At 51.3% G+C, this 14,151-nt stretch carries 12 protein-coding genes; 5 read left to right on the top strand and 7 right to left on the bottom strand.

Annotation, left to right across the window (positions count from 1 at the left end):
* The first annotated feature begins 6 nt into the window (after positions 1 to 6).
* Positions 7 to 189, top strand: a complete 183-nt coding sequence (locus tag RIC19_RS02400) for a hypothetical protein (protein ID WP_350176460.1) — start codon at positions 7 to 9, stop codon at positions 187 to 189.
* Between the two features lie 167 nt (positions 190 to 356).
* Here RIC19_RS02400 and bamA read toward each other — a convergent pair whose 3' ends face one another.
* A complete protein-coding gene (gene bamA, locus RIC19_RS02395; protein WP_350176458.1) occupies positions 357 to 2,939 on the bottom strand; it encodes an outer membrane protein assembly factor BamA in 2,583 nt (860 codons plus the stop codon).
* A gap of 243 nt (positions 2,940 to 3,182) precedes the next feature.
* Entirely contained in the window at positions 3,183 to 3,932 is a 750-nt protein-coding gene (uppS, locus tag RIC19_RS02390) for an undecaprenyl pyrophosphate synthase (protein WP_350176456.1), read from the bottom strand.
* Positions 3,933 to 4,648: 716 nt separating this feature from the next.
* On the opposite strand from uppS, the gene RIC19_RS02385 reads away from it, so the two are divergent.
* Positions 4,649 to 6,364, top strand: coding sequence for a M3 family oligoendopeptidase (locus RIC19_RS02385; RefSeq protein ID WP_350176454.1), 1,716 nt, complete (start codon positions 4,649 to 4,651; stop codon positions 6,362 to 6,364).
* On the opposite strand, the gene RIC19_RS02380 is transcribed toward RIC19_RS02385, so the two are convergent.
* The 4 genes from RIC19_RS02380 to RIC19_RS02365 form a co-directional block, all read right to left on the bottom strand.
* Entirely contained in the window at positions 6,361 to 8,133 is a 1,773-nt protein-coding gene (locus tag RIC19_RS02380) for an Ig-like domain-containing domain (protein ID WP_350176452.1), read from the bottom strand. The genes RIC19_RS02385 and RIC19_RS02380 overlap by 4 nt on opposite strands.
* 15 nt (positions 8,134 to 8,148) lie before the next feature.
* Positions 8,149 to 8,598 (bottom strand): hypothetical protein, encoded by a 450-nt coding sequence (locus RIC19_RS02375; protein WP_350176450.1) that lies wholly within the window; start codon positions 8,596 to 8,598, stop codon positions 8,149 to 8,151.
* 109 nt (positions 8,599 to 8,707) lie between these two features.
* The gene (locus RIC19_RS02370) at positions 8,708 to 9,664 is read right to left on the bottom strand and encodes a threonine ammonia-lyase (protein ID WP_350176448.1); all 957 of its coding nucleotides are present in this window, start codon (positions 9,662 to 9,664) and stop codon (positions 8,708 to 8,710) included.
* Between the two features lie 3 nt (positions 9,665 to 9,667).
* Entirely contained in the window at positions 9,668 to 9,886 is a 219-nt protein-coding gene (locus RIC19_RS02365; protein WP_350176446.1) for a hypothetical protein, read from the bottom strand.
* 201 nt (positions 9,887 to 10,087) lie between these two features.
* Between RIC19_RS02365 and RIC19_RS02360 the strand changes: the two genes are divergently transcribed.
* Both RIC19_RS02360 and RIC19_RS02355 read left to right on the top strand, forming a co-directional pair.
* Positions 10,088 to 10,573 (top strand): hypothetical protein, encoded by a 486-nt coding sequence (locus RIC19_RS02360; RefSeq protein WP_350176444.1) that lies wholly within the window; start codon positions 10,088 to 10,090, stop codon positions 10,571 to 10,573.
* Positions 10,574 to 10,579: 6 nt separating this feature from the next.
* Positions 10,580 to 11,371 carry a hypothetical protein gene (locus tag RIC19_RS02355; protein WP_350176442.1) on the top strand — a complete coding sequence of 264 codons (792 nt, stop codon included), beginning with the start codon at positions 10,580 to 10,582 and terminating at the stop codon, positions 11,369 to 11,371.
* 91 nt (positions 11,372 to 11,462) lie between these two features.
* Here the strand turns inward: RIC19_RS02355 and RIC19_RS02350 are convergent, their stop codons facing one another.
* Positions 11,463 to 12,107, bottom strand: coding sequence for a carboxypeptidase-like regulatory domain-containing protein (locus RIC19_RS02350; RefSeq protein WP_350176440.1), 645 nt, complete (start codon positions 12,105 to 12,107; stop codon positions 11,463 to 11,465).
* Positions 12,108 to 12,382: 275 nt separating this feature from the next.
* Between RIC19_RS02350 and RIC19_RS02345 the strand changes: the two genes are divergently transcribed.
* Complete coding sequence (locus tag RIC19_RS02345) at positions 12,383 to 14,020, top strand: NAD+ synthase (protein ID WP_350176438.1); 1,638 nt, start codon at positions 12,383 to 12,385, stop codon at positions 14,018 to 14,020.
* The last annotated feature ends 131 nt before the right edge of the window (positions 14,021 to 14,151 follow it).

The raw sequence follows: 14,151 nt of genomic DNA, 5'->3' as shown, positions 1-14,151 counted from the left end.
GCACCTTTGCGGGAAAAAGAAATGGGATATCAAAGCCGTAAACGAAACTTCAGGAGCCGGCGGGAACGCTTCGAGGATACCATGCGCAAAACGAGGCTTTTCTTTTTGTTCCTGTTCCTCGCCATTCTGGTGTACCTTTTCATGAACCGCTACGAATTCTGGGCCTACCTGAAAACTTATTTGTATTAATAAACGCTAATCAGGCTCCTATCAGCAGGGGGGATTAGCAGGAAAGAAAGGCTTTGGAAGAAGACTCGTTAGGCAGGCGCTACAGAGAGGAAGCGAGAAAGCTGCTGATAAAAAAACGGGGGCAACATCTTGTGCTGCCCCCGTTTTCTGTTTATGCATGTTGCGATTTACTCCGGCTCGAAGCCCAGGATGATATTGAAGTTGCCCAGTCCCTGAAGCGTTTGTTCTTTATTCGGATTATCAAACCCGATACCGTAGTCGAAACCAAGGGTACCGAACATCGGCAGGAATACCCGCAGGCCAAGACCGGCAGAGCGGCGAAGGTCAAAGGGATTGTATTCCCGGGTAGAGTTCCAGGCATTACCACCCTGCGCAAAGGCCAGGACAAAGATGGTGGAGCTGGGGTTGAGCGAAAGCGGATAACGCAGTTCTACGGTAAACTTGCTGTATACCGGTGTTGCGACCGAGCCTCCGGCACTACTGACGTTAGCAGGCAGGTCTTCCACCTCATAGCCCCGCAGTGAGATGATGTCTACACCAGCGAAGCCAAACTGCTGGTTGTTGATACCGTCACCACCCAGCTGGAACCGCTCAAAGGGAGAGGTGCCGATCTCTGAGTTGTAGGACCCCAGAAGACCAATTTTAGCTTGAGCTTTAAAGACAAGGTTGCCAACGATTGGCGTATACCAGTCAGCGTCAAAACGCCACTTGTGGTATTCTACAAAGCGGTAGCGGTCTTCAACTGATTCGGAAGCATAGTCCCGGTCTGGATTGAAGAGTGAGTAAGGTGGCGTCAGTTGAACGGAAAGGGAGATCCGTGACCCGTCCTTCGGGAAAATAGGATCACTGACGGTAGAGCGGACCAGAGACTGCGTAATGCTAAAGTTGTTGAAGTTACCGTTGTCTACGCGTTCATTTTGGTCAGTGGTAAAGTTCTGTGCCCAATCATCCAGTGAAAGGGTTTGCAGGTTGAGGGAGGTACTGGTGACAAAGTTGTCATCGGGCCACTTCAGGCGGGTACCGAGACTAACCGTAGCCTGCCGGATGCTCAGGCTGCGATAGGATTCCGTATTACGCTGACCAAATGCGAAGCGGTTGAAGAACCCGGCTACAGTCAGGGAGTTTGGCTTTCTACCGCCCAGCCAGGGCTCTGTGAAGGATGCATTGTACGACTGGAAGAAGTCTCCGTTAGTCTGTGCGCGCAGCGATAGGCGCTGTCCATCACCCTGCGGCAGTGGCCGCCAGGCCTCTTTGTTGAAGATATTCCGCAGGGAGAAGTTGTTGAACGAAACCCCCAGTGTGCCAATTACGCCCTGAATACCACCCCAGCCAGCTGAAAGCTCCAGCTGATCAGAAGGCTTTTCCTCCAGGGCATACTCGATATCCACCGTACCGCGCTGCGGATTGACCGGCGTGTTGATGCCCAGGGTCTCCGGGTTGAAGTAGTTGAGGTTCATCAACTCCCGCTGCGAACGGATAATGTCGGAACGGCTGAACTTCTTGCCTGGCAGCGTTCGGAGCTGACGGCGGACCACGTGCTCGTGCGTACGGTCGTTGCCCTTGATGACTACCTTATCGATAGTGGCCTGTGGCCCTTCAAAAATACGGATTTCAAGGTCAATCGAATCTCCTTCTACCGCCACTTCGATGGGGTCTACCTGGAAGAAAAGGTAACCGTTGTCCATATAGAGCGTACTTACGTCCCGGCCGTCCTGACTAAAGCTCAGGCGGGTCTGCAGTAATTCCTGGTTATAAATGTCCCCTCTGGAAATGCTGAGGATGTTGGCAAGTGTCTGTTCATCGTATATCGAGTTGCCCTTCCAGCTGATGTTACGGAAGTAGTACTGATTGCCCTCATCAATATTTACCTGAATATTGAGCAACCCATCCTCATCCCGGTAGAGGCTGTCACTTTCAATTTTGGCATCACGGTACCCCAGAGTGTTGTAAAAGGCAACAATCACCTCTTTATCCGCTTCATATTCATCTTTGATGAACTTAGAAGAGGCGAAGAGGCGGCGTCGTTCTTTAGTATCTTCCATCTGCTTACGCAGTTTTTTGCTTTTGACATTATCGTTGCCCACGAAAGTGATGTTGCGGATTTTCACCTTGTCCTTCCGGTCGATATTGAAGACCAGGCGCACAGAGTTCGGGCGGATGGAATCGGGGATTTCAGTGACGGTGGCCACGGCATCAAGATAGCCTTTACCGATGAAGTAGTCTTCGATGGCTTCCCGGGCATTGGTTTTGACGTTTTCGGTCACGATCCCGCCTTTGAGGAGGTATTTGTTGACATCATCGTTGAGGTCATCGTGTACGGACTTTTTCACGCCCTGATAGGAGTGGCGGGTCAGGCGTGGCCGTTCCTGAACGTAGATTTCGAGGAAGACGATGTCGCCAATTGTTTTTTCCTTAACGATTTTGACATCAGTAAAGAGGCGCAGTTTCCAAAGGGCCTTGATGGCTTTTTGGATGGCCGGGCCCGGAATACGGATTTTATCCCCCACACGGAAGCCCGCGATACTGATGACGGCGTTATCGTCACTATAATCCGCTCCGATGACTTTGATGCCACCGATTTCATATTCGATCGGTTCTGTGTATTCAAGTACAGGGATGGTGTCTTGTACTTCTTGTGCAAAGAGCGGGAAGCTCAACGCAAAGAAAGTCAGGCTCAACAAGGACTTGAGAAAAAAGGCTTTGGTATTCATCTGCATAGAATCGCTTTGCAGGTATGTCAATTGTTTCATGTGCTTCTGTTGCAAGTTGCTGTGCGTTGGTCGCGCTCCAAAAAATGGGCACAGCTGGCGCCAGGAATTTTCTGAAGGGAGGCTTTTTGCTGACCTTCAGCAGATTCGCCCGCAAAAATAAGTGTTGTGATTAGCAAAACCGCATATTCTCGGGGCGGATTAGAAAAAACTACCCTAAGGGGACATTAAGGCAGGGACTGAGGTTGTATGAGGATGCGGGAAATCTCCTCAAATGCAGGTTATTTACACTAATTGTTCACTGGTCTTCCCAAACCGCCGCTCCCGCTGCTGATAGTCTATAATGGCCTGGTAGAAGTGTGCTTTCCGGAAATCCGGCCAGAAGGTAGGCGTGAAGTAGAGCTCAGCGTAGGCAATTTGCCATAGCAGAAAGTTGCTGATCCGCGTCTCGCCACTGGTACGGATGAGCAGTTCAGGGTCGGGTATACCTTGTGTGCTGAGGTGTTCGCCGAGCATACTTTGGTTGATGTCTTCCGGCGACAAGGCACCGGACCGGACCTTTTCGCAGAGGTTTCTGGCGGCCTCTGTTATTTCCCAGCGCCCACTGTAGTTAAGGGCCAGTACCAGGGTCATGCGTTGGTTGTTCTGGGTCTTGGCGATACCGTCCAGCAGTGCCTTGTGCGTGATATCCGGGAGTTTGGAAAGGTCACCGACTGCCTTGAGGCGGATATCGTTTTTGTTGAGGGTTTGAATTTCCTTGGATAGCGTTTCGACGAGTAAGCGCATGAGCGCGCCCACTTCCAGCTTCGGGCGTTTCCAGTTTTCGGTGGAAAAAGCGTAGAGTGTCACGTATTCCACGCCCAGCTCAGCTGCCGCCTCTGTCACTTCCCGTACAGAAGTCACCCCATTTTTGTGACCAAAAACCCGGGGTTTGCCATGTTGCTTGGCCCAGCGGCCGTTGCCGTCCATGATGACCGCAATATGGCGGGGAAGCTTGTTGAGATCTATCTGTGATTTTAAGTCTTGCTGTTCCACATCATCGCTTTTGTTCCGGCCGGCTGCCACTTAAACTTTTCATATTGCTGCCTGTTAAAAAGCAGCTGTGCAAAAGTAATCAAGGCAGAGCCAAGATTGGGGAAACAGCCACAAATGTACATACTTTCCACCCAAGTAAAGGGAAGTTAGCCTGTAAATTGTCTTATCTTTACTGTCCTTTAGCGACGGACAAAAAATTAGCAGAAAAACTTTTGGGGCTTCAAAATTTGACCAGCTATGGACTGGAAAAGCGTTGGTGCAAAATTTGTAAGACGCTCTGAAAGAATGTTTTATAGGTTATTTCCGTCCAGCTACTTATAAACCTTATCCTCTTGTTTTTTCCCTTCTTTGGAAAAGTACGCTCTAAAAAGAGCCTTAATAGAGTTTATGAACGTAAATTTTGTATGTCCCTGAATCATCTTTTCTGCCAGTTCTACATCACGCCTGTCTGTGTCTCGTCGCCTGTGGGCTCTGACCACCGGAGACCGAAGTATCGACACGCAGGCAGGTCCTCACCTTGGTAGCTGCACGAAGAAAGGGAATTAAAGGGTCTCTTTCTGAAGTCTGGGTTCCGGGCGCTCTTGGATCTGACAAAAAACCTTGATCTATGACCTACACAAAACCTACATTCATAAACTCTAATTTGTACCCGTCTCATTTGCACAGATCTTTAAATTTGCAAGAGAATCGTTTTTTTACATTGAAAAGCAACCGCTATGCAGACCTTAGCCGTAAACAAAACCTTTGATCAGTTTGAATACAAGCGCCCGGATTTACAGCGCTTTGAAGAAGATTTCCTGACTGCGCTTGATGCCTTTGAGCACGCCCACAACGCGGAGGAGCAACACGAGGCCCTGCGCCATATCAACGAGCTGCGGAACACCTTCTCCACCATGTACAACCTTTGTATGATCCGCCATACGATGGACACAAGGGATGAATTCTACGAAAAAGAAAACGAGTACTTTGATCAGCAGACCCCGGCTTATCAGGGCCTGGTGAATAAATTCTACGATCAGCTGCTGAAGGCGAAGTACCGCGAAGCACTGGAAGCCCGATGGGGCAAGCAGTTGTTTGCCATCGCTGAGCTGAGCTTAAAGACGTTCGACGATTCCGTCCTGGAGCTGCTGCAGGAAGAAAATAAGCTAAGCAGTCAGTATACCAAAATCAAGGCGGGCGCGAAGATCGAGTTTCGTGGAAAAGAGGAGAACTTGTCTTCTATCTTCAGGCATGAGACCGATAAAGACCGGGAGACCCGTCGGGAGGCACAGCTCGCGAAGTGGGGCTTTTTCGAGGCCAATACCGATGCCATAGAGGGCGTGTTTGACCAATTGGTGAAAGTGCGCCATCAAATTGCCAAAAAGCTGGGGTACGAGAATTTCATAGGACTGGCCTACGACCGGATGCTGCGCGCCGACTATACCCCGGAGATGGTCGCCAACTTCCGGCAGCAGGTCAAAACGCATATCGTCCCGATTGCCCAGCAGTTGTACGAGCGGCAGCGCAACCGGCTGGGGCTGGATAAGCTCCGTTTTTATGACGAGGATCTCCGCTTTGCTTCCGGCAACCCTAACCCTAAGGGCGAGCCAGGCTGGATCGTAGAGCAGGCGGAACAAATGTACCGCGAACTGTCGACAGAAACGGATCAGTTCTTCCAGTTTATGCAGGACGCCAAACTCATGGACCTGGAGACGCGCCCCGGCAAAGCGACGGGTGGGTACTGTACTTTTATTGATGGCTATAAAGCGCCTTTCATTTTCTCCAATTTCAACGGTACGAGCGGTGATATTGATGTGCTGACGCATGAAGCTGGCCACGCCTTCCAGGTCTACAGCAGCCGTGATCAGGGCATAGGAGAGTACGCCTGGCCAACCACGGAGGCCTGCGAAATCCACTCCATGAGCATGGAGTTCTTCACCTGGCCCTGGATGAAGTCCTTCTTCAAAGAAGATACCCAAAAGTACAAATTTGGCCACCTCGCGGGGGCTATCCTCTTTCTGCCCTACGGAGTAGCGGTAGACGAGTTCCAGCACTTTGTGTACGAAAACCCGGGCATCACACGGGAGGAGCGTAATGCCGGCTGGCGCCGGATTGAGCAAAAATACCTGCCCCAGCGTGACTACGACGGGTATGACTTCCTCGAAGCGGGCCGTTTCTGGCAGAAGCAAAGCCATATTTTTAATGTCCCCTTCTATTATATCGACTACACGCTGGCACAAATCTGCGCTTTCCAGTTCTGGAAGAAAGACCAGGAGGGGCACGAAAGCGCCTGGAGCGACTACCTGCGCCTGTGCAAAGCCGGCGGCAGTCAGTCTTTCCTGGAGCTGGTACAACTGGCGAACCTGCGTTCCCCCTTTGAAGACGGGTGCGTAGCTTCGGTGGTGGATGTGATCAAAGACTGGCTGGAGCAGGTGGACGACCGCTCGTTTTAATTGTTATTGATCCGGTCCCGGACGGAAGGGGGGAGGTTTTCCAGATTGCGCAGGGAGTCCACGGCGGTGCTGTCTACGGTCGTTGTTATAGCCGTCAGTTCGGGCGTGGTACGGGGCGGTTGGCGCTGCTGCCGGGCTTGCTGCTGTAGTTGGTTGAGGATTACCACAGACTCGAGGTCCCAATTGGCACGGAGTTGTTCCAGATCCCGGCTGTACATCAGTTCCGGTTGCAGGGCAGCGTCATAGTTGCCCGTATCCCAGCGGCCATTACTATTCCAGTCCTCAGTGACTCTAACGGTAAAGGTAGCCGGGCGGAGGTACCTGAGTTCCTGCTTAAAGGTGGTTTGGCCGGCCACTTTGTAGGTTTTAACCACTTTCTCCCCATCCATCAGTTCAATCACATAAGCCGAATCCGCAGAAAGGCTGTCGACGGTAAGGAACAGGTTACCGTAGTTTTTGAGCAAATCCACACTGATATCCTGAATGATAGTGTCAGACTTCAGGCTGTAAATATCGGTGATGGCCTCAGGCATCAGTTCGAGGGCATACGGCTTGCCGGACTTCCATTTGTAGTCCAGAAGTAAGGTACGCTGCCCGTTTGTGTCCAGGCTATAGACCGGTTGCACGAGGGTGCGGGAAGTATCTTCATACAGTCGGATGAGCGCCGTATCGTAAGCCAGAATGGGGTGGTTGAAGTTGAGGGGCAAAGGCTCCTTCGGATGCTGTTTACTGGCGCCGCCCCGCCCTTCAAATTCCAGGCTGGCTGTTGCCAAAAAAGCTTCCCGGTCACGCGGCCGTACATCAATGGTATCGTAGAAAACGGTATCCTGCTGAATATAAATCTGCCAGGGTTGGCTGGTCGTGATTTCGTACCAAATCTTGGCCGTATCCGGCTGGTATTCGTAGATCAATTTGCGTTGGCTGATGTTCTCGTGGGTGATGGAAACGTCCTCCGGCCTTGGCTGATTGAAAGCGATGCGAACTTTCCCATACTGACTGTCGTCCCCTGTGGTAAGGCGAAGGGGGAGCGCCTCGTTAAACATTCGGATAGCAACCGAAGGCTGCAGGCTGTCGCTGACTACAAGCAGGCTATCGGGGAATCCAATTGCTTCCTGAGCCTGGTCAAAAAGATAGTTCAGGTTGTTGTCCAGCAGCGCAAAGCCCTTAAAGGTGGCTGCCTTTACATTGCGGATGATAAACTGCCCGTCTTTATCCGTCCGCCCGAAGTAGAAGGGGCGCTCGGTCCGCACTACCGAGTCCGCGATATTTTCATACAAGAGAAACAAAGCCCCTTCAATCGGCTTAGTGGTCCTGGCATCCACCACGATACCCCGTACATTAAGGGAGTCGATGTAATCACCGGTAGAGAAAACATAGCGTACATCCTGAGCTGGGTTACGCTCGGTAATATCCTGAATGGCTTCTCCAAAATTAATGGTATAGGTAGCGTTTTCCCGCAGTTCTTCCCGCTCATCAAATTCAAAGATGATGGATTTACCTTTGATGGAAAGCTCATATTTGTACTGCAACGGAGGGGAAATAATCACCTGGTTAAAGGCATCCCGGATTTCGACCCATTCGCTGAAGCTAAGCTCAATGGGGGACTTTTCGTAGTTGATTTGATAGTTGCGGGACGACTTCTCCGGCACGAGCTGTGGAGGTATCTCGTCTTTAGGGCCCCCTTCAGGCCGTCCCGGATTGGCACATTGCCATAGCAGGAAACAGATTGCGGACAGCAGCAAGAGCCGCATCAGTACAGTGATTTGCATAAAACAGGCAGGCTTTTAGCGGTCTTCTTCCACCCGGGTCACATCGGTAAGGGCGTAGATCAGGCGGTTGATGTCATCGGCGTTCAGTTCCAGCTTACCGCGGATAGTGATTGGCTCAGCCGTGTATTCGATAGACTCATTCGCAAAAACCTCCATGACCGTCTCCGGGCCGGCACCACCACAGAAAAAGCACATATTGTAAGGATAGGCAGAGAAGATAAACTCTTTATGGCCTTTGTAGCCCTCTACGGGTATGATGTAGCCGCGTACATCTACAATTTTGCCTTCCATCGCTAATACATCTTCACTGAAGACGGGCACATCTACTTTGAAGCCCATCATCTCGTTGTATTCCTTCTTGAAGGTGATTTTGGCGAGGGTCTTCCAGGTCGTGCCCTGCGCATGTGCCTGAATGGCGGCGCTGCTCAGCAGCACAGTAGCTATGGCGATAAGCAAGTTCTTCATAACGGGTATTGGCAGATTAGTACGGGCCCGACGATATTGCCGGGCTACAAAAGTAACGTTTTGGCGGGGCAAATGTGTTTAAACATAAAGTTAATAATACGAACAGACACTAAAATGGCAGCTTGTCTAAATCAACATTGCCTCCCGTCAGGATCACACCGACCCGCTGCCCCCGGAAAACGTCAGGCTGCTTGAGGATGGCAGCCAGCGGTACGGCACAGCTGGGCTCGATGATGATTTTCATGCGGGTCCAGATGAGCCGCATAGCCTCCAGGATTTCAGCCTCCGAGACGAGGAAAATATCGTCCAGTTCGCGTTGCAAAATATCGAAGGTCTTTTCGCCCAGATTGGTCCGTAGCCCATCAGCGATAGTGTCTATGCTCGTATTTGATAGCAGCTGCCCGTGTTTCAGAGATCGGTAGGCGTCGTCAACAGCCTCTGGTTCGGCACCAAATGCCTTAACGCCGGGCGCAAAATAGCGGGCGCTCAGGGTGGTGCCACTCATTAGCCCTCCGCCACCAACGGGGGCAATCAGGATATCCAGGCCTTCTACGTCCTCCAGCAATTCTTTGGCGCAGGTGGCTTGCCCGGCGATGACGTCATAGTCGTTGTAGGGGTGGATGAAGGTCGCTCCGGTTTCTGCAACGACCTGTTGGAGCGTGCTTTCCCGGGCGGCAAGGGTGTTTTCGCAGGACGTGATGCGGGCACCGTATCCTTCAGTGGCTGCCCGTTTGGCTGCCGGGGCATTTTCAGGCATCACGATATAGGCCGGTACGCCCAAAAGCTTTGCGCTTAGGGCTACGGCTTGAGCATGGTTGCCCGAAGAGTGAGTGGCCAGCCCTTTTTTGCGGTCGGACTCATCGAGCCGGACCGCAGCATTACTGGCACCCCGCATTTTGAAGGCCCCTACTTTCTGGAAGTTCTCACACTTAAAGAACAGCTCGGCCCGGGCCATCTCGTTAATAGCCGTACAGGTAAGTACGGGCGTACGGTGGATGAGTGGTTGGATGGCCAGGTGCGTCGCTTCAATGTCGGTCCGTGTCGGGAGGGAAGTTAGTGGTTGCATAGGTTATTTTGGTCCGTTTTTTTGTGATAACCGGTAGGTGCGAATGATCACCAGCAGGGCGAGCACGAAAATAATGACAAAGGGCAGCCAACTGCCAATTTGGTAGCCAATCTGGTACGCTGCGGAAGTGGTGTCCGGCGCTTCCTCCTGACCGAATACCGGGAGGGTGCATACCGTCAGTAATAAAAGCGGAAGGGCCAGGCGGGAGAAAATAGGTATCATTAAAGAGTACAGGTTTGTTTTGGAGTGTAAATATAAGTTTATAGTCTGCCAACCCAAGATTTATGAGTTCTGACTTGGCAGGCACGATCTTTCGGGCAGAAAATTACCCCAGCTTGATGAGTAACGTTAAAGAAAAGCCAAAATAGCTGTATCTTTCTACCATCGTAATCCTTTAAACCGTTTAATGCTCAAAATACAACCATGAAAAACCTCAAGATTACCTTATCTCTTTTCTTCGCTGTTTTGGGCCTGCACACCGCTTTTGCACAGGGGCCTCTGGAATACTGCAACAATCGCTTTGGCTTTTGTGTGGAATACCCGGGCGAGCTTCACCTGGCACAGGACCGCCCGATCAACGGTGACGGTATCCTGCTTGAAGCAGAAGATGGCGACATTCAGGTGGTCATCGCCGGCTCTCATAACGTTATGGACTGGGCACCGGAAAAAATCTACAGCTTCGAAAAAGAAGCTTTCCAGGAGTCACATCAGGGCATCGCCAAAGAGTTGAAATATGAAGCGGATGCCAGTGGTTTTCAGGCCATCCTATCGGCAGGTGCAGATATGGAGGCCATTCGGATGTGGGGCCGCAACGGGGTCTATGTACTGATCAGCATCACCGGCCCACAGGCGAAGACGAAGCATATCGAAGCACTCTGGAACAAAATTAACGTGAAGTTCAACAGCTAAACTTTTATGGACTTTCTGGTTACGGGAGACCGCAGCATCTTTTTTTACTTATTGCTTTTTTTTCTGTTGGTCGGAGTCGTACAGGCGCTTTTTATAGGCGGGCTGTTCTTCTTCAAGCGCTCCGGTGACCGGAGGTCTAACTGTTTTTTTGGGGTATTGCTCATTACTTTTGGGCTTACCCTTATTCATAATATTTTCAATTTTATAGAGCTGTACGAAGTCTGGCCGGAAGGGAAGTTCCTGCCACTCTACTTCACGTTGTCTTTTCCGGTCCTGCTGTTCTTCCACGCCAAGTTATCACTTTATCCTTCCTATCAAATCCGGTGGACGGACGCCAAGCATTTTGTTCTGCCGGTTGGGCAGTTGCTGTTCTTTGTGGTGGTGTTTTTGCAGCCAGTTGCCGTGAAAGCCGCCCTGGGCCGGGTCTATTACAATCCCTTCTATGGAGCCTTTGAGCAGGGGCTTTACCTGACTTCTTTTTTTGCCTATCTCTACTTTGCTTACCGCTATATCCGGCAGCGCCGGCTGGAAGTACGGCGGGAGCGCAATCCACATGAATGGCGGAAAGTACTCTACCTGCGCACCCTCGTCCGGGTATTGCTGATACTGTACATCATCCACGCGGTGTTTGTAGTGACTGATTTTGTCTATTACGAGTTTCTGGAGATCAACCTGCGTTCCGTGAAAACCTATGTAGCCCTGGGGATGCTGTCCTTCGCTGCATTGGGTTACTGGCTGGGCACCTATGGTTTTCAGGTCCTGATATGGGGGCGGAAAGTATTTGGCAGGAATGCCTAGCGACCTGTCGGAAACAGGTTGTCAGGCTCTAAACATAAAAGTACAGCAAAACCAAAGCTTCCAGGCGTGAAACACGCCCAACTGATTCGCACTATTGGTCGCCGTCTTTCTTTTTGAAGTCGCCGGCTTTCCAGGAGTCAAAGAACCGCTTCCAGGCAATGGGGTTGAAGATATTCATGGGCGGCTGCTGGCCAATATGATAAAAGTCGCGTGACTGCTGGCGCAGATAGAAATCTGCATTTTCCCGGCCATCCGGAATGACCTCATTCCGCATGCGGCGAAGGGCATCGTTGGCAAGGTTTTCCTGTGCCCGCGCCTGCAGCTCCGGCGTGACATCCATCGCCAGAAACTCCAGTTTGAAGTGCTCCCGGCTAGGCCAGGGGAAAACGACCGTTTCGGGAAGGTTGATGGCATCTTGTGTCATGAGCTGCACAATAGAGTAGCGGTTGTCATCCAAATCCACGGGAATCTGGTACTCCACCGTCTTGTACCCAATAGCAGAGAATATAATCACATCTCCTTTTTCAACTACAATAGAAAAGAAACCGCGCAGGTCGGAATAAGTACCCCTGCCTTTGTCTTTGACGAGAATATTGGTGTAAGGCACGGGGAAAAGCTGGTCGTCGGTCCCATCAAGGATCATCCCGGAGAATTGTACCAGGTTCTCTTTTTGCTGAGCGCTCAGGCTCAAAACACCTAGTAGAAAAAGGGTAACTATGGAAAATCGGATCTTCATATTTTGCTCGGCTTTGTCTTTGAGCGCAACCGTGCGCTCTGCTGCATCTCACTATATAAGACTACTTAGGGCTATTAAAGGTTTGTTAAGCCTTTCATAATCCCAAACGAATGTAGAAAATATTTGGCAGTTGGAGGGCAGAAGCCGGTGCGACTTCGTATAAAGCTCCGTTGGCTAGAAGAAGGGATAGGTTGGAAAAATTCCGAATTCCCGCTGCTCATTTCTGATTTAAAACCATCCTTTCTTACCTTTGTTTAGATTTCAAACGAAGATACATGAAGATAGCGATCGCACAACTCAACTTCCACATTGGCAACTTTGAAGGCAACCTGCAAAAAATGCTGCAGGCGGTCGCGGAAGCTAAAGCTCAACAAGCCGACCTCATCTGCTTCAGCGAACTGGCAACCGTGGGTTATCCGCCCCGGGACTTCCTGGAATTTGAGGACTTCATTGAATTGGCGGAAGCCACGGTGGCGCAACTGGCGAAAGCGGCACAGGGCATCGCTATTGTGGTGGGCTCACCAACCAGAAACCCGGTGATTGAGGGCAAAGACCATTACAACTCCGCCTTTTTTCTGGCTGATGGCAAAGTACAGCAGGTGCAGCACAAAACCCTCCTGCCAACCTACGATATCTTCGACGAGTACCGTTACTTCGAACCGGCTTCGGAGTGGAAGGTGGTGGAGTTCAAAGGCAAGCGCATTGCCCTCACGGTTTGTGAGGACATCTGGAACATCGCCAATGAGAACCCGCTCTACACCATCTCGCCCATGGATCAGCTGATGCCGCAACAGCCGGACTTTATCCTCAACCTTTCCGCTTCGCCCTTCAGTTACGTGCAGGCCGCGTCGCGCACGAAAGTCGTCCGGGCTAATGTGGAGCGCTACGGCATTCCAATGTTCTACGTCAACCACAGCGGTGCGCAGACGGAAATCCTTTTTGACGGCGGCTCTATGGTCGCCTCCCCAGATGGCAAAATCTTTGATGAACTGCCTTACTTCACAGAGGCGGTGCGGGTGTACGATCTGGACGAGGTAACCAAAGGCGGGCGGGAGCAGCTGCAGGTCCGCGAGAAGATGACCCTCATCCACGATGCGCTGGTGATGGGCATTCGCGATTACTTCCGGAAACTGGGTTTCAAGCGGGCCATCCTGGGGCTTTCCGGTGGGATAGACTCGGCTTTGGTGGCCGTACTGGCGGTGCGGGCGCTGGGAGCGAAAAATGTCCGCCTGGTCCTGATGCCCTCACAGTTTTCCTCCGACCACTCGGTTGTAGATGCCCGGAAGCTGGCGGAAAACCTGGGTGCGCCCTACGACATCATCCCCATCGAGCCCATCTACAACAGTTTTATGGAAGCGCTCAAGCCCCACTTTTGGGCCACCGAATTCAATATCGCCGAGGAAAACCTGCAGTCCCGCTCCCGGGGCAACCTGCTCATGGCCTTGTCTAATAAGTTCGGTAACATCCTGCTCAACACGTCCAACAAAAGCGAGGTGGCCGTCGGGTATGGCACCCTTTACGGCGACATGTGCGGCGGCTTGTCCGTCATCGGCGACCTTTACAAAACGGAGGTCTTTGAGCTTTGCCGCTATATCAACCGGGAAGAGGAAATCATTCCCGACAACATCATCACCAAGCCCCCTTCCGCTGAGCTCAAGCCCGACCAAAAGGATACCGACAGCCTGCCCGAATATGAGGACCTGGATGAAATCCTGTTCCAATACATCGAGCGCCGCCTCAGCCCGCAGGACATCATTGAGAAAGGCTACGATGAAAAGCTGGTCCGCCGGGTGCTCCGCCTGGTCAACATCAACGAGTTTAAGCGCCACCAAATGGCTCCGGTACTGCGGGTATCCGAAAAGGCATTTGGCATGGGGCGGCGAATGCCGATTGTGGGGAAGTATTTGGCGTAGAGGTTTTTCAGCATTGATTTTTTATGTCATCAGAGTAATTTAGCTAGCTTATAGACAAGAAAAATTCGTTTTTTTGAAAAATCATGAATACCTCTTAGATTCACAATATCGTTAAACGCTCTAAGACATAA

Source organism: Phaeodactylibacter sp., assembly GCF_040219495.1.
Lineage (GTDB): Bacteria > Bacteroidota > Bacteroidia > Chitinophagales > Saprospiraceae > Phaeodactylibacter.
The sequence above is the reverse complement of the archived record's forward strand: the minus strand, read 5'-3'. Positions and strand labels throughout refer to the sequence as shown.

Coding starts and splice junctions, on each gene's coding strand:
- bamA (WP_350176458.1), bottom strand. CDS start 2,939: ATGAAACAATTGACATACCTGCAAAGCGATTCTATGCAGATGAATACC.
- RIC19_RS02385 (WP_350176454.1), top strand. CDS start 4,649: ATGCAGACCTTAGCCGTAAACAAAACCTTTGATCAGTTTGAATACAAG.
- RIC19_RS02380 (WP_350176452.1), bottom strand. CDS start 8,133: ATGCAAATCACTGTACTGATGCGGCTCTTGCTGCTGTCCGCAATCTGT.
- RIC19_RS02375 (WP_350176450.1), bottom strand. CDS start 8,598: ATGAAGAACTTGCTTATCGCCATAGCTACTGTGCTGCTGAGCAGCGCC.
- RIC19_RS02370 (WP_350176448.1), bottom strand. CDS start 9,664: ATGCAACCACTAACTTCCCTCCCGACACGGACCGACATTGAAGCGACG.
- RIC19_RS02365 (WP_350176446.1), bottom strand. CDS start 9,886: ATGATACCTATTTTCTCCCGCCTGGCCCTTCCGCTTTTATTACTGACG.
- RIC19_RS02360 (WP_350176444.1), top strand. CDS start 10,088: ATGAAAAACCTCAAGATTACCTTATCTCTTTTCTTCGCTGTTTTGGGC.
- RIC19_RS02355 (WP_350176442.1), top strand. CDS start 10,580: ATGGACTTTCTGGTTACGGGAGACCGCAGCATCTTTTTTTACTTATTG.
- RIC19_RS02350 (WP_350176440.1), bottom strand. CDS start 12,107: ATGAAGATCCGATTTTCCATAGTTACCCTTTTTCTACTAGGTGTTTTG.
- RIC19_RS02345 (WP_350176438.1), top strand. CDS start 12,383: ATGAAGATAGCGATCGCACAACTCAACTTCCACATTGGCAACTTTGAA.